Raw genomic sequence first — 21,041 nt, 5'->3', positions numbered from 1 at the left:
ACCCCTTGCGTCACTGCAGCCTCATGAAAAACATCAGATGATTTGTCGGCGCGCCTAACACTGTTTGCCGGGCTCCAGGTTTCTAATGACTTCATGAGAGCTCTGCGGTAACGTAGGGCTTAGGTTCAGCTATTGCCAAACCGCAGGAGTGATCACCGTGTACATCAACCCGCTAACCCGGTCACGGGTGGGTCGAATCGCCTGGTCATTGTTCCGTCATCCAGTAAAGAGCCGCGAATTTCCGGCCCGCAACGAACGTCTGATCACCGCCGACGAGCTACTTCGCTACGGCGTCTAACGATTCGATCGACCGGCATTGACACCTCACACGCGGCGTAGCTAGCTGATTGCTGACCGTTATCGAACCGTTACCAGGCCCGAATCCTTGATCGCCTCGGCCAATGGCTCCAGCACCGCTGGGTCATACGGCGGCGGCAGGTAGATGATCGCCAGATCCAGACCCTCGGCGCCCAGCGCGGCGGCCTCGTCGACCACCTTGGCGTAATCGCGGTCCTCACCGAGCCGCACATGCGCGGACAGCGTGATCTCCTTCGGATCACGACCGATGTCGGCGCAATGGGCCTTGAGCACCTCGCGCTTGCGGGCGAACTCCTCGGGCGGCCCGCCGACGAAATTCCAGTGGTCGGCATAGCGCGCCGTGATGCGCAGCGTGCGCTTATCGCCGCTGCCGCCGATGCAGATCGGGGGATGCGGCTGCTGCGGGCCCTTCGGCTCGTTGCGGGCATCCCTCAATTGATAGAACTTCCCGTCGAACGTCGTCGTGTCCTGGCTCAGCAAGCCGATCAACACCTGGCAGGCCTCTTCGAACCGGTCGAAGCGTTCCTTGATGCTGCCGAGTTCGATGCCGTACGCGCCGGATTCCTCTTCGTTCCAGCCGGCGCCGATGCCGAGCTCCAGCCGTCCGTTCGAGACGATGTCCAGCGCCGACGCCATATTGGCCAGCACCGCGGGATGGCGGTAGTGAATGCCCGTGACGAGCACGCCGACGCGTAGCCGCTGGGTGGCCTGCGCCAGCGCCGTCAGCGTGATCCAGCCCTCCAGACACGGGCCGGTGGAGTCGGAGAAGATCGGATAGAAGTGGTCGAAGGTCCAGCCGGACTCGTAGATGTCGATGTCGTCGGCGGCCTGCCAGACGGCCAGCATGTCGGCCCAGGTGGTGTTCTGCGGTGAGGTTTTGAAGGCGAAGCGCACACTTCGGAAACTAGTCGCGTCGGCTGAATAATTTGTCGGCGGCCACGGAAAAATGCCCAGTGACGGCCATATAAGTGCCCGCTGGCGGTCATGAAAACTGCCCGCTGGCGGTCACGAGATCTGCCCACCTGACTTGTTGTTCGTCCCGCGCGCCTACGGGGTGCGGGGCCCCTCCTCGGGTGCGCTGAACGGCGCCAACCGTTGTTCAGTTCCCGAGGAGGGGATGAGTGAAGTCTGCCGAGGAGATCATGGAAATTCTGGAAGCCTATGACTTGACCGGTTCGTTTCGTGATGCTGCGGAGCTGGCGGGGTGTTCGCATCACACCGTCGCCGAGTATGTGGCCGCGCGGGAGCGCGGCGAGCTGGCGCCGGGGCGCCCGGCGCGGCGGGAGATGTTGGTGGATCCGTATCTGGAGAAGCTGGAGGAGTGGGTCGAGCGTTCGCGTGGCAAGGTCCGCGCCGATGTGGCCCACGAGAAGCTGATCGCGTTGGGATACACCGGTTCTGAGCGCACCACCCGGCGGGCGGTCGCGCAGGTCAAGGCGGCGTATCGGGCCGGGCGTCGGCGGGTGCATCGGCCGTGGATCCCGGAGCCGGGGATGTGGTTCCAATACGATTTCGGTGACGGCCCACGCGTGAATGGTGTTGGCACACAGTTGTTTTGCGCGTGGCTGGCGTGGTGCCGGTTTAGGGTGGTGCTGGCGCTGCTGGATAAGACTCTGCCGTCGGTGATGGCCGCGATCGATCAGACGCTGCGGGTCTTCGGCGGCGTGCCGACCTACGGGTTGACCGACAACGAGAAGACGGTGACCAGCGAGCATGTCGCGGGGATACCGGTGCGCAATGCCCAGATGCTGGGTTTCGCCCGCCATTACGGGCTGACAATCGCCACCTGCGTGCCGGCCGATCCGGCCAGCAAGGGCGGCAGCGAGAACGCGGTCAAGATCGCCAAGGCCGACCTGGTGCCCACCGCGGCGAATCTGCTGCCGGAGTACGACAGTTTCACCGAGCTTGAACAGGCGTGCACGGAGTTCTGCCGGCAGGTCAACACGCGCCCGCATCGGGTGACGCGTCGCGTCCCGGCCGAGATGCTGGCCGAGGAACGCGCCCGGCTGCACCCGCTGCCCGAGCACCCCTACACCGCGGCGTTCGGGGTGACCCGCACGGTGCCGGCCAACACCCCGATGATCACCTTCGAGCACGGCTCGTATTCGGTGCCGCACACCCTGGCCGGGCAGACGGTGTGGGTGCGGCCCTACGCCGAGCAGGTGGTGATCACCCATGTCGGCGACGCCGGCCCAGTCGAGGTGGCCCGCCACGCCCGCACCACCCCCGGTAACCCGCGGATCGACGACGCGCACTTCCCGCCGCAACCGGAGGGACCACTGCAGCGCACTCCACGCCCGACAACTGTTGCCGAACAACAGTTCCTGAGTCTGGGTGGGGGCGCAGAGTTGTGGCTGACCGAGGCCGCCGCCGCGGGATGCTCACGGATCCGGGCCAAGATGGCCGAGGCCGTCGATCTGGCCGCGCTGCACGACCCCGCCGCGGTGGACCGCGCGCTCGGGCAGGCCGCCACCGCGGGCCGCTTCGGGCACGGCGACCTGGCCGCCATCCTGGCCCATCAGGCCGGCGACCCCGACCACCGCAACGCAGCGCAGCCGGCGTGCGCGGGCGAGCACAACAGCCTCGCCCAGGGCACCGGCGCCTGGGCCAAGCTCGGTGAGCAGGAGGCCAACTGACGATGGCCTACCTCGACATCTCATCGAAGACCACATCGATCATGCTCAACACCGACGGCACCGACGACCCCGACCAGCTGATCGGCGTGGCGGCCGGGGAACTGTTCGAATGGGCATGGCTGATCGGCGAGCTCGCCGGCTGGCTCGAGAACGCCGACGAGCACACCCGCGCCGACTTCGACCGGTTCTTCGGCGGCTACCGCGGCACCGACAAAACCGCATGGTTCCTCTGCCACATCGCCGAGCGCGTCGCCGCACTGCTCGACGGGGATCGGGGCCAGCCATGAGCACCACGACACCCACACCATCGGCGCCGCCGCTGGATGCCGAGCTGGTGCGGCTGCTCAAACGGATGCGGCTGCCCTATATCCGCCGCGCCGCCCCCGAGCTGCTGGCCACCGCCAAGGCGCAACGCTGGGACCCCGCCGAGGTGCTCAAAGCGCTTCTGGCCGAAGAGGTTTCCGGGCGGGACCGATCCGCGCTGGCCACCCGCCGCGCTCGCGCCGGGTTCCCCACCGGCAAAACCTTCGCCGCCTGGGACCCGGCGCTGTCGTCGATACCGGCACCCACCCAGTCCGCGCTGCGCACCCTGGAATGGATCCACCGCCGGGAGAACCTGGTGGTCTGCGGGCCCTCGGGCACCGGCAAGACCTTCCTGCTCGAGGCCCTGGGCCAGCAAGCCGTCGAAGCCGGGCTGCACGTGGCATGGTTCAGCCTCGAAGCTCTCGGTGCGCTGGTGCGTCGGCACCGCGCTGATGACACCGTCACCAAGGCCATCGGCCGCATCCTGCGCGCCGACCTGATCGAGGTCGATGACATCGGGCTGCTCTCGGTCGGCGCCGACGCCGCCGAAGGGCTCTACCGGCTCGTCGATGCCGCCTACGAGAAACGCTCAATCGCGTTGAGCAGCAACCTTCACCCGGCCGGATTCGACGAGCTCATGCCCAAGACCCTGGCCACCGCCACCGTCGACCGGCTCCTGCACCACGCCCACATCTGCCAAACCAGCGGCGAGAGCGTGCGTCTCACCCAGGCCATGGCCGGCAAGGGGGTGAACGCCTTGACCTAACCACCACCCGGGCACGTTTGGTGGCCACGACCGGGCAGATCTCGTGGCCACCAGCGGGCAGTTCTCATGACCGCCACCGGGCAACTTCTCATGTCCCTTGACAATAATTCCTGATTGGCCGAAATCAGTCGGGTTCGCCGTACTCGTCGAACCAGTAGGCGAGCTTGCCGCGGCGGCTCACTGCGCGCAGGCGTCGTTCGGCGGCGGCCCGTGTCTTCGTGGTGGTGACGATAAGGAGTTCGTCGCCGTGTGCGATGCGGGTATCAGGCTGCGGCACGAAGGTGTGCCCGTCGCGGATGATCAGCGTGATCACGCTGGGATCGGGGAGCCGAAGTTCGAGCACCGTTACGTTGTGCAAGCGCGACGGCGGCGACACCGTCATCGTCAACAGCTCGGCCTCCAGGACGTCGAGGGGAGCCGACTCCACCTGGATCTCGCGGGTGGCCTCCCGCGGAATCAGTCCCAGTCGGTGCGCGAGCGGACGCAGGCTGGGCCCCTGGATCAGCGTGAACACGACCACGAGGATGAACACGATGTTGAGCAGGCGGTGGCTGTCGGGGACACCCTCCACGATCGGAAACGTCGCCAGCACAATGGGAACCGCGCCGCGCAGCCCGGCCCATGACAGGAAAACCTGCTCGCGCAGGGACCATCGGGGCATTCGAAAACCGATGAGCGACACGAACACCGACACCGGCCTCGCCAGCAGAAGCAGCACCAGGCCGACGACGATCGCGGGTACCAGCTCGCGGGGGAGCTCGCTCGGGTCCACCAACAGGCCGAGCAGGACGAAGAGCCCGATCTGGGCGAGCCAGCCGAGCCCTTCGGCGAACGACCTCGTGGCCGAGCGGTGGGGGAGACCCGCATTCGCCAGCACCACCGCGGCCAGGTACGCGGCGAGGAAGCCGCTGGCGTGCGCGGTGCCCGCCGCGGCGAAGGCCACCATGCCGAAGCCGAACGTCGCGATGGGATACAGGCCCGACGCGGGAAGTGCGATGCGGCGCAACGTGATCGCACCGATGACACCGCAGCCCAGACCGATGGCGGCGCCGACGCCCAACTCGTAGACCAACTGACCGAGCGCGTGCACCGGGGACAGCTCCAGCGGTACCGCACTGAACATCAGCACGAGAATTACGGCGGGCGCGTCGTTGAACCCCGACTCGGCCTCGAGCAGCCCGGCCACCCGCCGCGGCAACGGCACCACCCGCAGCACGGAGAACACCGCGGCCGCGTCGGTGACGGACACGATCGCGCCGAGCAGAAGTGCCAGCTGCCAGTTGATTCCGAGCAGAAGATGCGCGCCGGCGGCGGTGATGAGCATGCTGACCGCCACGCCGACAGTGGCCAGCACGCCGGCGGGCGCCAATACGCGCCGGATATCGGCGAAGCGCGTCGTCAGACCGCCCTCGATGAGGATGATGGCCAGCGCCACGGTGCCGAGATGGTCGGCGAGCAGGATGTTGTCGAAGTCGAAGCCCAGCCCGTCCTCGCCGACGGCGACGCCCACACCGAGGAACAGCAACAGGCTCGGCAACCCGACGCGGCTGGCGACGCGGGTGGCCACGATGCTCGCCAGCAGCACCAGCCCAGCTGCGAGCAGCGTCAGGTACAGCTGCTGCATCGTCATGGCATCCCCGCTCAGGCCGGCATGGTCTGTCAGTAAACCAGTACCAGGGCGGTGGTCGGATGGCGTGGCGTAGGCGAGGATGACATGGTGTTCCGCATCAGGCGTCGATCCGCTGGACACGAGAATGCGCAGCATCTCGACCGGCGGACGATGCGGGTTGCCGTCGCCGGGGCCGGGGCGGTCGGGCGGTCCGTCGCCCTCGAACTGCTGGGCGACGGCCACAAGGTCTTGCTGATCGAGCGCAATCCCCGGCATTACGAACCCCACGCGGTGCCCGACGCGGACTGGTTGCTGGCCGACGCGTGTGAGTTGTCCGCGTTGGAGGAGTCGGGGCTGCAGACGTGTGACGTGGTGATCGCGGCGACCGGTGAAGACCGGTCGAACCTCGCGATGGCCCTGTTGGCCAAGAGCGAATTCGGGGTGCCCAGGGTGGTGGCACGGGTCAACGACCTGCGCAACGAATGGCTGTTCACCGAGGCGTGGGGCGTCGACGTCGCAGTCTCCACACCGGTCGCCATGGTCGCCGCGATCGAGGGCGCGATCGACATCGGGCACCTGGTGCGATTGATGGAGCTGCGCCGAGGTCAGGTGAGTTTGGCCAAACTGACGCTGCCGGAGGACAATCCGCTGGTCGGGCAGAAAGTGCGCGACGTGAAACTGCCCGCCAACAGCGCGCTGGCCATCGTGCTGCGCGACGGCGAGGTGCTGCTGCCGCAGCCCGACGACGTGCTCAAGGCCGGCGACGAGATGCTGTTCTTCTCCGGCGGCGCAGTCGAGAATCAGGTCAGGGCGCTTGTGCACGCCGCCGTGCCACCGCTTCCTGGTAATGGCTAAGCTGGCGCGACCAAGGAGAAAAGTTCTGTTCCGTCGTCGGACAACTGCACCAAGGTGTTGCTTACCCGAAATATCGTTGCCGCCGAACGGACTTCAGCGGGAAGCGTCCATGCGGTTTCGCAGTTGGTGAGGTCTACGGCCTTGGCGACGAGTCCGGCATCCGGATTGAGGACCTTGAACACGCCGACGGAGCCATCGGTTCCGAGATACCGGAAACCCATGTCGAATTCGCACGCGTTGCCCTTCTCGCCAGTGAGTAGGTCGTATTGTTGCCAGCGCGGGAAGGACGGACTCTCCGACTCGTCGACGAACAGCCGGGTGCCGACCACCCGAGCACCCGACAGAACTTCAAAGTCCGGAATCTGTGCAATCGGACGACCGTTGGCGGTATATACACGCGACTCCGGCGACGACACCACGACCGCGACGTCCGGTGAATTAGCGGCGAGATTCCCCGAATCCTGCGTCTGACCTAATCGCTTGCCGGTGGTGTCGAAAAAACCAATCCCGTCGGGACTTGCTGCCTTTGAGCGACTTTCGCCGCCAATCAATTCGACCGCGAAGCCGCCGGGGTAAACGACGGCGCCGAGTGTGCGGACGTCCTCGCCCACCTGGGGTGTGATTATCGCACCGTCGGAGAGCGAAAAGACAACTTTAGTCTCCGACCGACCGGATGCCGCAGTCTGCGTAGCAATCGTTTGCGGCGCAGTGCCGATGTTGGGAATCAGTGGGGTTGAGACGGCTCCATCGCCGGGCACGAACCACGTCGCCTCGGCTTTCGCACCCACACCGTAGACGCCCTCGTCCTCCGTTTCGGCGACAGCGAAAATCCCCACTTGCTTGACGGCGAGCCGCGGTGGACGCAGGCGTAAATCAGTCGGACCGGTGAAGGACACAGAGCCGGTGTCTGCGTCGATCACCCACGCCGTTGCGGTCTGCGCGTCGTCAGCGAGACATAGCAGGGCCGTCGGCCCGTTGAGGAAGCATTCAGGGCCTTTAGTCGCGTTGCCCAGGGGAACGGGGGCAAACAACCGGTGCCCATCTCGCATGTCGAGTCCGACCAACCACCAGTGAGGGGTCGGAGTGGTGGCGCTTCCGGCCAGGAAGTACCCCCGCTCATCGAGGGATCCGACGAATGCCGTTTGCGAACGATCCGCTGCTGCGATGATGCTGCCCTCGGGCAATCCGAGGTGTGCCGCGCCAGCCCGCCACCCGGGTACCGGTTGTCGTCGCATCGAAGACGACAGCAAGTTCTGCGGGGGCAGAGACTCGCGCAGGATACGACCATCGTCCGCACTGCGGACCCGATGGATGAAGTACATGCCGGTTGTAGCCACGAGGACGACAGCAGCGACGGCTGCGAAAAGTGTCCACCATCGACGTCTGCGTGAACGTATTTCAAGGCCGGCGCCCTGAGTGACAGGATTCTCTTGTGCTGGCTGATATCCCGGCCAGTGGGTCATCGGTAGTCGTCCGAGTAGCGAATGGCGAATACACGCGCTAGTTCCACGTTGGCGGTTTCTGGTGACGGCAAGCTGACTTCGTGTTCTAGGAACCCGCGCGTCATCACCGAGTCATTTCCGAGTTCAGACATGAACAGTGCGATGAGCGCATGCTGAGTAGCACGCGCCTGCTGCTGGGCCAGTCGCGCGATGACCGTTATCTCTTCAGCCAGTTGTGATTCGGTCATACTGTCGACTTGCTGTGACAACTCGACTCCGACGACCCGACCATCGAGCGACACTGTTACAGACACTGTTCTCTGTGGGTTCGCCAATGTGTACTGCGGCGGGAGTATGGCGTCATCTGCATCGTCGAACTCATCGGCCGGCATGAATATTTCGAACGCATCCAGGACGGAGCCCTCATCGCCGTCTGCAAGGTCGTCGTCCTCTTCCCAGGGATCTCGCCCCGAGATGTCATCGCCCATGGTGTCGTGCCCCGTGCCGACGCCATCTCATAGTCCGCAAGCGTCGATGTTGCGGCCTTCTCGATAGTCGACGTTGTCGTAGTTATCTGCTGCGTAGCTCTACTTTTCCTTCAGGGGACGCCTCGTAGGCGTGAAAATTCGCCTCACCAGCACCACCAGGCACATCAGTTACGCATTTTCCGGTCAGTTGAGATTCTCGGAGAGCTCAACAGATACTTTGTACAAGCGGTTTCCTGCAGTCTCGCGGGCCGTCTCAGCTCCCGACACTGCCATGTTGGTTGCCGCACACGCTATGCCGTGCGTGCTCCACATGTTGTCGGCGACTCCGCTTAAAGCATCACCCGAGACGTTGATTCGTCCGGCCGCTGCTTGTTGCCTACCTGCCAGATCGCGAATGTGGTCTGTTAGGACCTTGAGGTTTTGTTCTTGAGCCGACATCGTTTCCCCCTTCTCGTCTGAAGTATTACCGGGGCGCGGGCCCGCTCGGCGGCGCGGGCGCGGGCAGTGGCGTAGCAGGCGGGTATTCGACGGTCGGCCCCTCAGGTTCGGGAACGACGTATGGTTCTGCCGGATCTAGGCGGCCGGGTCGATGGCCAGGTTGCATGTCGATACGCGGATCGACGAACGGCGCGCATGCATCACCTGCAGGCAACTCCTGTTCGGCCGCGGCCTGGTATGCACCTTGCTGGTCGCGTATCTTCCCCGCGTTCTGCAAAGAGTTCCAAACGAGAGTGCGCATTGTGTTCTGGGACACCGCTAATGCTGCAGCCGCGGTAGCCATATCCATGGTCGCTTTGACCGCTGCACCGCCGGGAACGAAGTTCAGCCACGATGTCGACGTGTCAAAGTCGGAGAGGAACTTCAGCTGATCATCGAGATCCTTGCGGGTGCCGACAACCTGGCCGGCCTGGTCGCTGACGATCCTTTGGATCTCCTGGTCAGCGTGGGCAACGCCATAGACGTGGCGTCGATGAGTGAGATTTGTTTCCCGTATGTTTCCGACGCCGTGCCGTCCCATCTGTCGCTCTTTGGATCAGCGGCGATGACGAGGTCCGCCGCCTCATCGAGTAAGTCCGAAGATTTCTTGAATGCCTCGCCGTCCTCAGGTTCGCCGGACCCCGTCGTGGCCTTCATTCCTCGGATCGCAGTTTGCGCAGCCGCGAGGATTGGCGAACCCGCCATACCAATGAACTCGTTGAGAACCGAGACCTTATCCAGGATTCCTGGTCCCTTGTCCCACTTCACGCCCAGGACATCTTCGGCGCGGCGCTTGATGAAATCTAGCGCGTCGTCCAATAGCCCCATGCTGCTTAACCCCTTCGACGCTGGTCAGCGTACCAACGCCTTAAGGGGGGAACGACACGAATTCGCATGGCCGAGCTTTGCGGCACAGGTTTGCGCAGGCCGTTTCGACTGGGAGTAGGCAGCCACGGCCCATATGTGATGACGCATACCCTGGAGTCATGGACCCCGTCGTCGCGCTGCGCCGTATCGCCTATTACAAGGACCGGGCGCGCGAGGATCCTCGGCGGGTGATGGCCTACCGCAACGCCGCCGACATTATCGAGCGGTTGAGCGACGCCGAACGGGAACGACACGGCGCCGCCAACAGCTGGCAGTCGCTGCCCGGCATCGGGCCCAAGACCGCGAAGGTGATCGCCCAGGCGTGGGCCGGACGAGAACCGGATGCCCTGGTCGAATTACGTTCCGCAGCAGAGGATCTCGGCGGCGGCGACCTGCGTGCCGCGCTCAAGGGCGACCTGCATGTTCATTCGAACTGGTCGGACGGCTCCGCGCCGATCGAAGAAATGATGCTCAGCGCAAGGGAATTGGGCCACGAGTACTGTGCATTGACGGACCACTCACCGCGGCTCACCATCGCCAACGGGCTGTCCCCGGAGCGGCTCCGCCAACAGCTCGACGTGATCGACGAGCTACGGGACACGGTCGCCCCGATGCGGATTCTCACCGGCATCGAGGTGGACATCCTCGAGGACGGCTCGCTGGATCAGGAACCCGAGCTGCTCGAGCGCCTCGACGTCGTAGTGGCCAGCGTGCATTCGAAGCTGGCGATGGACGCGCCCTCGATGACCCGGCGGATGATCAAGGCAGTGGAGAACCCGCACACCGACGTCCTCGGCCATTGCACCGGGCGGCTGGTCAGTGGCAATCGCGGGATCCGCCCGGAGTCAAAGTTCGACGCGGAGAAGGTGTTTGCCGCATGCCGCGACAGCGGCACCGCCGTCGAGATCAACTCGCGGCCCGAGCGCCGCGACCCGCCCACCCGCCTGTTGAACCTGGCGCTGGAGATGGGCTGCCTGTTCGCCATCGACACCGATTCGCACGCACCCGGGCAGCTGGAGTTCCTCGGCTACGGCGCGCAGCGGGCCCTGGACGCCGGCGTGCCGACGGAGCGCATCGTCAACACCTGGTCGGCCGAGAAGCTATTGGAGTGGACGGCCTCCTGACCACCCGGGTGTGCGTCCCAAATGCGCGACAATGCGGTCGAGGTCGTCGGCCCCTTCCGGGACCGCGACGGCCAGGCCGAACGGCGATTTCTCTGACGTGCGGATGTCCCCGTCGGGGATGGCAAGAACCATTGGCAGTGCCGTGGCGATGACGTCGTCGGGCAGGGTGAACGGCACGCCGAGCGCGCGGGCGACGTCCCAGCCGTGCACGACGTAATCCACGAAGTGGAATCCGATCGCCTGCGCGCCAGGGATTTTCGCGTCGGGTCCGAAGTCGGGCAGGGTGAACATCGCCTCCAGCATGTTTTCGGCGGCGAATGCGTCGAGGACGTCGGCGGCAGCGGCCGCGTACGCGCCCGCAGGATCGGTCGCGACCGCGTCCGCCCACATCGCCTCTTCCCAGATGGTGGGGTCGGCCCCGTTGCCGCGTGCGGCGGCCGCGAATCCTCGGTGCTGCGCGGTCATGTGTGTCAGCAACCGGGCGAGATCCCAACCGGCGCAAGGTGTCTGGAGCGCGAGGTCGGCATGCTTCACGGTATTCACCACATCCACGGAAGCCAGCACGGCAGTCCGGTGCTCCCGGCGAATATCGGTCGATTCATCAATGATCTGCATATGCAGATAATATGTGTCTGCATATCATCTGTCAATCACTACGATCAGCGCATGACCTCCCACCGGAAGCGGGCCGATCTCGCGGAGATGTTGGCACCGCTGATGCGCGCCCTCATCGCCGCCGAGCAGCCCGTGCTGGCGAAACACGGCCTGTCGATGTGGGGATACAGCGTGCTCGTCGCCCTCGATCGGTCGCCCATCCGCACCCAGGCGGCGCTCGCGGAGGCGATCGGTGCCGACAAGACCCGGATCATCGCCACGCTCGACGAATTGCAGGAGCAGGGCTACATCGAGCGTCAACCCGACCCGGACGATCGTCGTGCCCGGCTGCTGGCCATCACGGAATCCGGCCGCGCCGTGAAAAACGCTGCGCAGGCCGAGATTCAGCGCGGGGAAGAGCGGTGGCTGGGCGCGCTGGACCCCGACGACCGGCGCGTGTTCCTGCGCGTCCTGAGTCAGCTCGGCGAGGTCAAATAGGAAGATCGCCGGTGGCGGTGCGGGTGGAGCCGTGCTCCTCGTAGGCGGCGATGGCCCGTTGGGCGATGCGCATCTGGTGCACCTCGTCGGCACCGTCGGCCAGCCGAGCCCAGCGGGCGTGCTGATACATGTGCGCCAGCGGCGTGTCGGTCGAATAGCCGAGGGCGCCGTGCACCTGGATCGACCGATCGATCACCCGGTTCAGCATGTTGGCGACGAAGTGCTTGGCCATTGACACCTCGGACTTGAAGTCCAGGCCTTGGTCGATGCGGTAGGCGGCGTGCAGCACCATGAGCTTGGCCTGGTAGAGCTCCATCGTCGAGTCGGCGATCATCCACTGGATTCCCTGCTTGTCGGCGAGCATCGAGCCGTGCGCGTACCGGTGCAGCGACCTGTCGACCATCATGTCGAGCGCGGTCTCCGCCTGCGCCAGCCACCGCATGCAATGCGCCAGCCGGGCCGGCCCGAGCCGGTACTGGCCGAGCAGGTGGCCCTGACCGCGGCCGCCGAGCATATTGGCGGCCGGCACCCGTAGGTCCTCGATCACGATCTCGGAATGACCGGTGCCGCCGTGCATGGTCTCGATCTGGCGCACCTCGGTCCAGCCTTTCGACGGGATGTCGACGATGAACGCGGTGTTGGCGGCCTGCGGTATTTCGGGCTGGTTCTCGGTGCGGGCGATGAGGATCGCGAAGCGGGCCCGGTGCGCGTTGGAGATGAACCACTTGTGGCCGTTGATGATCCACTCGTCGCCGTCCTGGACCGCGCGGGTGCGGATGAGAGTTGGGTCGGACCCGGCGACCTCGGGCTCGGTCATGGCGAAGCAGCTCATCGCCATGCCTTCGCAGAGCGGCCGCAGGTACTTCTCCTTCTGCTCGTCGGTGGCCCAATGCAGTAACGTGTGCATGTTGCCCTCGTCGGGCGCCTGGCAGTTCAGCACGAACGGGCCGTAGTACGTCTTGGCCGCTTCGGCTTGGACCATCGCGAGTTCGACGTGGCCGAGCCCCATGCCGCCCCACTCCTTGGGCATATGCGGTAGCCACAGTCCGGCGTCGCGGGCCTCCTGACGCATCCCGAGCAGAATCGAGATGTACTCGCCGCGATCGAGATGGTCGGGGTCGCCGATCTTGGCCTCACCCGGTTTCACGACGGACTCGACGAAGTCGCGCACCTTCGTCCGGATCGCTTCGAGTTCGGGAGTCAGGGTGAAATCGATGGCCATGCGCGCCATCCTGCCCGCATCAGGCTTAGCGGGTGGATTACCCCCGATATTTGCGAGTGATCAACCAACTAGTCCGGTAGATGCGGCATTTCCAGTCCGGGATCGCGGCCGAGCAGCACACCGCGGGTGAGCACGGCGGTGCCGAAGCGATTGCGGATCTGGTCGACGGCAGAGTCGATGGCCAACAGGTCCGTACCCACGTCGAACGGCAGCTCCAACTGCTGCGCACCGCCGCGGTCGATGTTGGACACCGCGAAGCCGACCAGCGTCAGACCGCGCTCGGCGATCAGCGGTGCGGCGGCTCTGACCAGCGCCCTGGCGGTGTCGAGGATGACGTCGGTCTGCGCCGTCGCCCGCGGCATGGTGTGTGATCGGGTGGCCCGGCTGAAGTCGTCGAAGCGCAACCGCAGCACCACCGTCCGCCCAGTACGCCCGGCCTTGCGCATCCGCCGGGTGATCCGGTCGATGAGGTTGACGACGACAGCGTCGACCTCGGCCGCCGACATGGTGTTCCCGCGTCGGCCCAGCGCCCGCTGCGCGCCGACGGAGCGACGTCGCACGCCCGTCACCACCCGGCGGCGATCGATGTTGCGGGACAACGCAAACAGCCGGTATCCCATCGCACCGCCGACCATCGCGGCCAGCGTCGACTCCGACAACTCGGCGACGTCGGCGACAGTCTCGATCCCGTGCGCGTGCAGCTTCTCCGCGGTCTTGACCCCGACGCCCCACAGGCGGCGCACCGGCAGCGGGTGCAGGAACGCGAGCTCGCGATCGGGCGGCACCAACAGCAGCCCATCGGGTTTGGCCTCCTGGCTGGCGACCTTCGCCAAGAACTTGGTCCGCGCGATGCCGACTGTGATGGGCAGCCCGACGCGATCGCGCACCTGCGCCCGCAGCCGCGCAGCGATCTCCACCGGTGTGCCCGAGACGCGGCGCAATCCGGACACGTCGAGAAACGCCTCGTCCACACTGAGCGGTTCGACCAGCGGCGTGGTGTCGTGGAAGACCTCGAACACCGCATCGCTGGCTTGCGCATAGGCCGACATCCGCGGTGGCACCACGATCGCGTGCGGGCACAACGCGCGGGCCTGCCGTCCACCCATCGCGGTGCGCACGCCGTAGGCCTTGGCCTCGTAGCTCGCGGCCAGCACCACTCCGCCGCCGACGATTACCGGCCGGCCACGCAGCGCGGGGTCGTCACGCTGCTCGACCGATGCGTAGAACGAGTCGAGGTCGGCGTGCAGGATCGTGGCGTCGCGCGACACGAACATATGTTCGCATCGGGGCCCGACGAGTTACGGCGTTTGGCCGTAGATGCTGGTGACCCAGACGTGCACCAGGGTGTCGAGGACCGTCGTCTCGGACATCGCCGGTTGCTCGCCGGAGAACGACGCGATCATCGCCCGCTCGTTCATGAGGTTCAGCGCCGCCGACAGGTCTTTGGCGGGGATCGTGACGGGTGCGACGCCACGGGCGCGTTCGAATTCGATGACCGTCGCGACGTGGTTCACCCACTTCTGCATGAACGTCGACCACAATTCCCGCAGCTCGGGATTGGTGGCCCGACCCGACAAGCCGGCCAGTGCCACGGCGCGGTGGCCTCGGAACAATTCCATGAACGCATAGATGCCGTCGCGCCAGGACCGCGCGGGATCTGTCGAGAACTCCTCGGCGGCCTGGCCGTCGAGCGTGGAGTCGGCCTCGATCATCACCCGCTCAAACAGCGTCAACAGCACCGCGTCCTTGGACGGGAAATAGAAGTAGAACGTCGGCCGGGACAGCCCGGCGCCCTTGGCCAGGTCGTCGACGGATATCTCGGCGAAGGGCCGTTCCTCGAGGAGGCGCTCGGCGGTGGTGAGGATTGCCAGCTCACGGTCATCGCCCGACGGGCGGGCCGAACGACGGCCTCTGGGCGCGTGGCTGACGGTCGTCATGAGGGCAGCTTAACACCGTGTCGACTTTCTCAACACACTGTTGACTTATTCAACACAGCGTTGATACCGTCGGTCCCATGACCGAACACCTCGATGTTGTGATCGTCGGCGCCGGCATCTCCGGCATCAGCGCCGCGTGGCACCTGCAGGACCGCTGCCCGTCCAAGAGCTACGCAATCCTCGAACGCCGCGACAATCTCGGCGGCACCTGGGACCTCTTCAAGTACCCGGGCATCCGCTCGGACTCGGACATGTTCACCCTGGGGTTCCGGTTCAAGCCGTGGACGTCGGAGAAGGCCATCGCCGATGGGCCGTCGATCATGGCTTACCTGAAGGACACGGTGGCCGAGTACGGCATCGACAAGCACATCCGGTACCGCCACCGGGTACTCGCTGCGGAGTGGTCCGACGCCGACAACAAATGGACCGTGCGCATCGAGCAGGACGGCGAAGAGTCCGAGATCACCTGCTCGTTCCTGTTCGCCTGCAGCGGCTACTACAACTACGACGAGGGCTACTCGCCGAAGTTCGAAGGCGCCGAGGATTTCGAGGGCACCATCATCCATCCGCAGCACTGGCCCGAAGACCTCGACTACACCGGCAAGAAGATCGTGGTTATCGGCAGTGGCGCGACAGCGGTGACTCTTATTCCCGCGCTTGCCAATTCGGGCGCCGGACACGTCACGATGCTGCAGCGCTCTCCGACCTACATCGGCTCGCTGCCCGATGTGGATCCGTTCACGGTGCGGATGAACAAGACCCTGCCGGAGAAGCCGGCCTACGTCGTCAACCGGTGGAAGAGCATCCTGTTCCAGTCGGCGCAGTATCAGCTGGCGCGGCGCTTCCCCAAGTTCATGCGCAAGACGCTGATGACGATGGCGCAGCGGCGGCTGCCCGAGGGCTATGACGTCGAGAAGCACTTCGGCCCGCGCTACAACCCGTGGGACGAGCGGTTGTGCTTGGCGCCCAACGGCGACCTGTTCAAGACGATCAAGGCCGGCAAGGCCGACGTCGTCACCGATACCATCGACCGGTTCACCGCCAAGGGCATCCGGCTGACCTCCGGTGAAGAGCTCGAAGCCGACATCATCGTCACCGCAACGGGTTTGAACTTGCAGCTATTCGGTGGCGCGCAGATCCTCCGCAACGGCGTGCCGATCGAGCTCAACGAAACCATGGCCTACAAGGGCATGATGCTCAGCGGTATGCCCAATATGGCGTTCACCATCGGCTACACCAACGCGTCGTGGACGCTCAAGGCCGACCTGGTATCGGAGTTCGTCTGCCGTGTACTTAATTACATGGACGACAACGGCTTTGACACCGTGGTGCCGGAGCATCCCGGCGATGCTGTCGATGAGCGGCCACTGATGGACTTCACCCCGGGCTACGTCCTGCGGGCGCTGGACCGCTTGCCGAAGCAAGGCTCGCGGGCACCGTGGCGGTTGAAGCAGAACTACCTGCTCGACCTGCGGCTGATCCGCAACGGGAAGGTTGACGACGAGTCCCTGTCGTTCACGAAACACCATGCAGCGGTAGAAGCTTCGGCCTAGCCGGTGCGCTTAAGCCCCCGCCATGTGCGGGGGCTTTCGCATACCACGGCCCACTGACATGTGCGGGTGTGGTGGCGGCAGTTGTCCCCAGCGGCGGTTTGATCCACAGGTTCGGTGGCACCGTGGAGATCAAGGATCGGCTGCGGGCGCGGCTGCGGATCCCGCCCGACGAGATCAAGCGGCGCTTCAAGACCGCCGCGCGGCTGCGGGCGCGCCGGCGCGGACTGCACCTGGGACCCCAGCAGCGTGACGGCATGTCGCGGCTGCAGGGCTGGATCGACCCGGAAACCCGCTGCTATGTGGAGGCGGCCAGCGCGGCGGTGCGAGCTCGGGCCGCCATCTGACCGATCACCTCGGCTATGAGCGCGGCGATCCGGCCGCGGGGCTGTTTCCGAATTCGCGCAACGGCACCTACCCCAAGACCGTCGCCTCCGCGGCGACCCCGACCCACCCGAACACGGTTAGGGGCTGACCACGACGATGCCGTCATCGTCGCTATAGGCGACGTCACCGGGCGAAAAGGTCACGCCGCCGAACTCGACGGGGACATCCCGCTGTCCCGCACCGCTTTTGGTGCTCTTGCGTGGGTTGGTGCCCAGCGCCTTGATGCCGATGTCGAGGGTGCGCAGCGTGGCCGCGTCGCGCACCGCGCCGTTGATGATCAGCCCGGCCCAGCCGTTCTCGACGCCCAGGCCGGCGATGACGTCGCCGACAAGCGCGGTGTGCAGCGACCCGTCGCCGTCGATCACCAACACCCCGCCGTTGCCGGGTTCGGACAGCACCGATTTGAGCAGCGCGTTGTCCTGGAAGCAGCGGACGGTGGTGATGGGCCCCGCGAACTGCGACCTGCCGCCGTATTGGCCGAATTGCAGGTCGCAGCTGCGGACGTCGGGGCCGATCTCGTCGACCAGATCAGCGGTGGGACGTGCCTCGATGATCACCGCTCGATGTTAGCGACGATGATGTCGTGCACGTACTGGGCCAGCCCGGGCTCGGCGTCGTCGTAGTAGCGGGTGAACCGCTCATCGGCGAGGTACATCTCCGCGAGGCACCGGTGCATCTCGTCATCGCAGTCGTAGTACCGCTGGATCGACGCGCGGTGCCGCTCTACGAGTTCGTTGGCCTCGGCGCAGCCCGGTGCCACGCCGTCACGTTTGGCTTGCGCCAGCGCGTCGAGCAGCGCCACCGTCTCCGCCTGGATCGCGATCCAGTCGTCCTTGGTGAACCGCGAAACCCGTTGCTGTGATTGCTTCCACGCGTCGGTGCCGCCCCAGCGCTCCTCGGCCTCGGCCGCATACTCCTCGGAAAAGGCGGTCGTACCGAAGATCTCGACCTGCTCCTCGGCGGTGAGCTGGATTCCCTTCTGGTGTGCGTTCATGAGTCCCTCCACTGCCTTGATGGTGTACTGCAGTTGCTCGGCCTGCTCGGACAGCAGCTGATGCTGCCGCTGCAGATGCGCGAGCACGTCGACGTCGGGGTCGTCGAGCAGCGTGCGGATCTCGTCGAGCCGTAGCCCGACAGACCGGTACACCAGAACCAGGTGCAACCGCTCGATGTCGGCGTCGGTGTAGCCGCGGTAGCCCGTCGGAGTGCGCACGCTCGGCACCACCAGACCGATGTGGTCGTAGTGGTGCAGCGTGCGTACGGAGACACCCGTGAGGGCGGCTACCGCACCGACGGTCTTGGCGTTCACGGACCCAACTATCGACCCTGACGTCGCGTGAGGGTCAAGCGCAATTTCAGTCGGTGTGGCGACGCGCGAGCACGACGATCAAGATCGCCAACACACCCGCGGCGATGGCCGCCGCCAGCGGCAGCCGGGACTGCTCCGGGCCGACCGCGGGCACCACCGCCGGCCCATTGACCGGGTTGGCGGCCGCCGTGACGGTCGATTTCGCATGCGCCGCCGTCTCTTTCGCCGCCGACGCCAGATCACCGTTGGTATCGGCCAGTGCCGCCGCCTTCTTGGGCGGGGCCTTCTTCGCGGCTGACTTCTTGGCCGGTGCCTTTTTCGCCGGCGCTTTCTTCGCGGCCTTCGCCGGCGCCTTCTTGGCGGGTGCCTTCTTCGCAGCCTTCTTCGCCGGAGTCTTCTTCACGGGAGCCTCGGGCGGAGCGGGATCTGTGCTTGCACCCGACGGCTCAGCGGCGCCGGCCGGGGCGTCGGGCTTCTCGTCGGGTCGATCCTGCTGGTCTGCCATGTGGCTGCTCCTTTGCAGTTTCTCGTGCTACCCGGCAGTACTCCCCATCATGCCAGGCGGGCCGTTCGGTCAACCCGTCACCGCCAGCCCCGCCGCCAGTGACAACGCCACGGCCATGAATGCCAGCTCGAACAGCGAGCGCGATCGCGAGAGGACCGCAGTCGCGCGGTGCGCGCGGGCCGCGGGCAGCCAGCTCGCTCGGTTGCGCCATGCCAGCACGACCAAACCCGCTGTCACTACGATCTTGGCCGACAGCACCCGGCCGTATCCGGTCGCGTACAACGCCGTCGGCGAGGACAGCGTCGCCACCGCGCCGACCAGCCCGCCCACCAGCAGCACCCCCACACACCACAGCGCCAGCTGGGAGAACCGCGGCAACACCCGTGCCCACTGACCGCGATGCGACACGGTCAACACCAGCGCCGCCAGCGCCCCGCACCACAGCGCCGCCGCCAATGCATGCACCGCGACGGCGGCGCCGCCCAACGGACTCTCGGACAGATGCCCGGCCAACGTGCGCGCCGTCAGCCCCGCCGCCGCGACACCGGCCGTGGCGACGCCGATGGCGCCGGTGCGGGGAGTTGCCACGGCGGCGACGAGCACCACGAGCGCAGCACCGACGCTGACCAATCCCGCCCGGCCGACGGTCGTGTGCGTCGCGAAATCGAGTGCCGACTGCACGCCGAGGCGTGTCACCGGCACGGCCGCAGCGTCGGCTGCGGCCACCACCATGCGGACCGCCTCGGCGACGAGCCACGCCGCGCTGCTCATCGCCAGCGGCGTGGTCGCGTGACGGGTCAGCTCGGCGCGGTAGCGGTCGACATCGAGCATCGGCACGACGGTCAAGCCGAGCGTCACCACCGCCGCGCAGTCGGCCAGAGCCCGCACCAGTGTCCCCGCCAAAGTGTTCTGCGGGACCGCGAGCGCCCATGCGGCGACCGACGACGCCACGACGACGAGCACGCCGCCGGTCACCGCACGCCCGGTCATCTTTGCCGTCGCACCGCCCACCACGCGCCGGCGCCGACGATCACCGCGGCCACCGCGACGAACGGCCACACCGGCATGCCATCGTCGTCATCGGTGACGGGTGCGGTGGCCGCCGGGCCCGGTGTCCCGGTGCCTGCCACGCTGAGCGAGAACGACCAGGACCCCGACACCACATGGCCGTCGGCCGACGTCAACCGGTAGTTCACCGTGTAAGTCCCGGCGGGGCCCAGCGGTCGCACCCCTACGCTGATCACCGCACCCTGAACCTGCGGGTCGCCCTCGGACCACACGTTGCCGTCCGGTCCGACCACCGTCATCGCGGCGAACGCGCTTTGCAGCTGCTCGTTGAACGTGGCGCTCACCCGCTGCGGGGATTCGGTGAGCACCGCGTTCTCGACCGGATCGGTGGCGATGCGGGTGGCGTGCGCCGCGGCGACGCCCGCGCCGGCGAGCGCCGCCACCGTCAATGCGACGCCGACGAGTGCGGCGACAAGACGACTCATGACCGCCGCCGCTCCAGCAGTGCCGCCACCACCGCGAACGCTGCGACCACGAGCGCGCCACCGCCCAGCCACCGCGCCGAATTGTCGACGGCGGCGGAGTTGGTGGCCGCGGGTCCGTGCCCGCCGTGTTCGTCGGTTGCGACGCCCGACATGGTCAGCATCGGCGCCGGATATTCGGGCTCGGCGCCACCGGGCTCCAGCGCTTGATCCCAGCGCACGACCTTGCCGTCGGAGTAGGTCTGGGTGGCGGGGAAGCTGACCGTCTCGGTGTCGGGCAGCTTGACCGAGATGCGGAACAACGCGAACTGGTCGGAGGAGATGCCCGTGCCGGGTGCGGCCGTCCATGTCACCGATCGGACGGTACCCGAAGCGGTGTCCCGGTCGAGCCGCGCCGTCCAGCCGGGCATCACCTCCGTGCGGGCCGATGCCACGTCGGGCAGGGCGACGCTCAATTGCGTTGTCAGCGCGCCTGTTTCGGATTCGCCCGGCACACGGAAGGTGAGCACCGAGGTGCTTCCGGGCGCTGGGTTGTCGGCCTCGACCCGGACGTGGGCCGACGCTGTCGGGGCAGCCGCAAGCAGGCCGATGGACACCGCGGCAACCGCGGTCAGGGCGCGCGAGGACGCCAGAGTAGTGAATTGCATTGGGTCTCTTTCGAAGT

At 66.2% G+C, this 21,041-nt stretch carries 23 protein-coding genes and 1 pseudogene; 8 read left to right on the top strand and 16 right to left on the bottom strand.

What is annotated here, in order from left to right:
* Positions 1 to 357 precede the first annotated feature (357 nt).
* Positions 358 to 1,212 (bottom strand): LLM class F420-dependent oxidoreductase, encoded by an 855-nt coding sequence (locus CWS39_RS21465; protein ID WP_102144933.1) that lies wholly within the window; start codon positions 1,210 to 1,212, stop codon positions 358 to 360.
* A gap of 227 nt (positions 1,213 to 1,439) precedes the next feature.
* On the opposite strand from CWS39_RS21465, the gene istA reads away from it, so the two are divergent.
* Genes istA through istB form a run of 3 tightly spaced genes read left to right on the top strand, consistent with a single transcriptional unit; the run spans position 1,440 to position 4,023 of the window.
* Positions 1,440 to 2,954 carry an IS21 family transposase gene (gene istA, locus CWS39_RS21460; protein ID WP_102144932.1) on the top strand — a complete coding sequence of 505 codons (1,515 nt, stop codon included), beginning with the start codon at positions 1,440 to 1,442 and terminating at the stop codon, positions 2,952 to 2,954.
* Positions 2,955 to 2,956: 2 nt separating this feature from the next.
* A complete protein-coding gene (locus CWS39_RS21455) occupies positions 2,957 to 3,241 on the top strand; it encodes a hypothetical protein (RefSeq protein WP_102144931.1) in 285 nt (94 codons plus the stop codon).
* Positions 3,238 to 4,023 (top strand): IS21-like element helper ATPase IstB, encoded by a 786-nt coding sequence (gene istB, locus CWS39_RS21450; protein WP_102144930.1) that lies wholly within the window; start codon positions 3,238 to 3,240, stop codon positions 4,021 to 4,023. Before CWS39_RS21455 ends, istB begins: the two co-directional genes overlap by 4 nt.
* Positions 4,024 to 4,147: 124 nt before the next feature.
* Here the strand turns inward: istB and CWS39_RS21445 are convergent, their stop codons facing one another.
* Positions 4,148 to 5,653 carry a potassium/proton antiporter gene (locus CWS39_RS21445; protein WP_102144929.1) on the bottom strand — a complete coding sequence of 502 codons (1,506 nt, stop codon included), beginning with the start codon at positions 5,651 to 5,653 and terminating at the stop codon, positions 4,148 to 4,150.
* Positions 5,654 to 5,803: 150 nt separating this feature from the next.
* Between CWS39_RS21445 and CWS39_RS21440 the strand changes: the two genes are divergently transcribed.
* Entirely contained in the window at positions 5,804 to 6,487 is a 684-nt protein-coding gene (locus tag CWS39_RS21440) for a potassium channel family protein (RefSeq protein WP_102144950.1), read from the top strand.
* Here CWS39_RS21440 and CWS39_RS21435 read toward each other — a convergent pair.
* From CWS39_RS21435 to CWS39_RS21420, 4 genes are all read right to left on the bottom strand, one after another.
* Positions 6,484 to 7,824 carry a hypothetical protein gene (locus CWS39_RS21435; RefSeq protein ID WP_142386902.1) on the bottom strand — a complete coding sequence of 447 codons (1,341 nt, stop codon included), beginning with the start codon at positions 7,822 to 7,824 and terminating at the stop codon, positions 6,484 to 6,486. The two genes, CWS39_RS21440 and CWS39_RS21435, sit on opposite strands and share 4 nt — an antisense overlap.
* Before the next feature lie 122 nt (positions 7,825 to 7,946).
* On the bottom strand, positions 7,947 to 8,417 hold the full coding sequence (locus CWS39_RS21430; protein ID WP_102144927.1) for a secretion protein EspD: 471 nt from the start codon (positions 8,415 to 8,417) through the stop codon (positions 7,947 to 7,949).
* 183 nt (positions 8,418 to 8,600) lie between these two features.
* The gene (locus CWS39_RS21425; RefSeq protein ID WP_102144926.1) at positions 8,601 to 8,855 is read right to left on the bottom strand and encodes an ESX-1 secretion-associated protein; all 255 of its coding nucleotides are present in this window, start codon (positions 8,853 to 8,855) and stop codon (positions 8,601 to 8,603) included.
* A 423-nt stretch (positions 8,856 to 9,278) separates the two neighbouring features.
* Positions 9,279 to 9,722 (bottom strand): EspA/EspE family type VII secretion system effector, encoded by a 444-nt coding sequence (locus tag CWS39_RS21420; RefSeq protein WP_102144925.1) that lies wholly within the window; start codon positions 9,720 to 9,722, stop codon positions 9,279 to 9,281.
* 158 nt (positions 9,723 to 9,880) lie between these two features.
* Between CWS39_RS21420 and CWS39_RS21415 the strand changes: the two genes are divergently transcribed.
* Entirely contained in the window at positions 9,881 to 10,885 is a 1,005-nt protein-coding gene (locus CWS39_RS21415; protein WP_102144924.1) for a PHP domain-containing protein, read from the top strand.
* On the opposite strand, the gene CWS39_RS21410 is transcribed toward CWS39_RS21415, so the two are convergent.
* Positions 10,862 to 11,491, bottom strand: coding sequence for a TIGR03086 family metal-binding protein (locus CWS39_RS21410; RefSeq protein ID WP_199178240.1), 630 nt, complete (start codon positions 11,489 to 11,491; stop codon positions 10,862 to 10,864). The genes CWS39_RS21415 and CWS39_RS21410 overlap by 24 nt on opposite strands.
* Before the next feature lie 60 nt (positions 11,492 to 11,551).
* Between CWS39_RS21410 and CWS39_RS21405 the strand changes: the two genes are divergently transcribed.
* Positions 11,552 to 11,977 carry a MarR family winged helix-turn-helix transcriptional regulator gene (locus tag CWS39_RS21405; RefSeq protein ID WP_102144922.1) on the top strand — a complete coding sequence of 142 codons (426 nt, stop codon included), beginning with the start codon at positions 11,552 to 11,554 and terminating at the stop codon, positions 11,975 to 11,977.
* Here the strand turns inward: CWS39_RS21405 and CWS39_RS21400 are convergent.
* From CWS39_RS21400 to CWS39_RS21390, 3 genes are all read right to left on the bottom strand, one after another.
* A complete protein-coding gene (locus CWS39_RS21400) occupies positions 11,970 to 13,199 on the bottom strand; it encodes an acyl-CoA dehydrogenase family protein (RefSeq protein WP_102144949.1) in 1,230 nt (409 codons plus the stop codon). The two genes, CWS39_RS21405 and CWS39_RS21400, sit on opposite strands and share 8 nt — an antisense overlap.
* Positions 13,200 to 13,267: 68 nt before the next feature.
* Entirely contained in the window at positions 13,268 to 14,473 is a 1,206-nt protein-coding gene (dinB, locus tag CWS39_RS21395; RefSeq protein WP_102144921.1) for a DNA polymerase IV, read from the bottom strand.
* 24 nt (positions 14,474 to 14,497) lie between these two features.
* The gene (locus tag CWS39_RS21390; protein WP_102144920.1) at positions 14,498 to 15,136 is read right to left on the bottom strand and encodes a TetR/AcrR family transcriptional regulator; all 639 of its coding nucleotides are present in this window, start codon (positions 15,134 to 15,136) and stop codon (positions 14,498 to 14,500) included.
* A 77-nt stretch (positions 15,137 to 15,213) separates the two neighbouring features.
* On the opposite strand from CWS39_RS21390, the gene CWS39_RS21385 reads away from it, so the two are divergent.
* Both CWS39_RS21385 and CWS39_RS30360 read left to right on the top strand, forming a co-directional pair.
* Positions 15,214 to 16,689 carry a flavin-containing monooxygenase gene (locus tag CWS39_RS21385; RefSeq protein ID WP_102144919.1) on the top strand — a complete coding sequence of 492 codons (1,476 nt, stop codon included), beginning with the start codon at positions 15,214 to 15,216 and terminating at the stop codon, positions 16,687 to 16,689.
* A gap of 206 nt (positions 16,690 to 16,895) precedes the next feature.
* Positions 16,896 to 17,015: pseudogene (locus CWS39_RS30360) on the top strand (DUF222 domain-containing protein); the annotation flags it as partial.
* Positions 17,016 to 17,150: 135 nt separating this feature from the next.
* Here the strand turns inward: CWS39_RS30360 and rraA are convergent.
* The 6 genes from rraA to CWS39_RS21350 all read right to left on the bottom strand — a co-directional run bounded on the left by rraA (position 17,151) and on the right by CWS39_RS21350 (position 21,024).
* The gene (gene rraA / locus CWS39_RS21375; protein ID WP_102144918.1) at positions 17,151 to 17,630 is read right to left on the bottom strand and encodes a ribonuclease E activity regulator RraA; all 480 of its coding nucleotides are present in this window, start codon (positions 17,628 to 17,630) and stop codon (positions 17,151 to 17,153) included.
* The gene (locus CWS39_RS21370; RefSeq protein ID WP_102144917.1) at positions 17,627 to 18,382 is read right to left on the bottom strand and encodes a MerR family transcriptional regulator; all 756 of its coding nucleotides are present in this window, start codon (positions 18,380 to 18,382) and stop codon (positions 17,627 to 17,629) included. Before CWS39_RS21370 ends, rraA begins: the two co-directional genes overlap by 4 nt.
* Before the next feature lie 46 nt (positions 18,383 to 18,428).
* Positions 18,429 to 18,887, bottom strand: a complete 459-nt coding sequence (locus CWS39_RS21365) for a hypothetical protein (RefSeq protein ID WP_102144916.1) — start codon at positions 18,885 to 18,887, stop codon at positions 18,429 to 18,431.
* 69 nt (positions 18,888 to 18,956) lie between these two features.
* Complete coding sequence (locus CWS39_RS21360; RefSeq protein WP_102144948.1) at positions 18,957 to 19,877, bottom strand: CopD family protein; 921 nt, start codon at positions 19,875 to 19,877, stop codon at positions 18,957 to 18,959.
* Entirely contained in the window at positions 19,874 to 20,380 is a 507-nt protein-coding gene (locus CWS39_RS21355; RefSeq protein ID WP_102144915.1) for a copper resistance CopC family protein, read from the bottom strand. The genes CWS39_RS21360 and CWS39_RS21355 overlap by 4 nt, the downstream gene beginning before the upstream one ends.
* On the bottom strand, positions 20,377 to 21,024 hold the full coding sequence (locus tag CWS39_RS21350; protein WP_102144914.1) for a YcnI family copper-binding membrane protein: 648 nt from the start codon (positions 21,022 to 21,024) through the stop codon (positions 20,377 to 20,379). The genes CWS39_RS21355 and CWS39_RS21350 overlap by 4 nt, the downstream gene beginning before the upstream one ends.
* Positions 21,025 to 21,041 lie beyond the last annotated feature (17 nt).

This window comes from Mycobacterium hubeiense (genome assembly GCF_002838065.1).
In the GTDB taxonomy this organism is placed as follows: Bacteria; Actinomycetota; Actinomycetes; order Mycobacteriales; family Mycobacteriaceae; genus Mycobacterium; species Mycobacterium hubeiense.
This window is presented reverse-complemented; position numbering and strand designations above follow the sequence as displayed.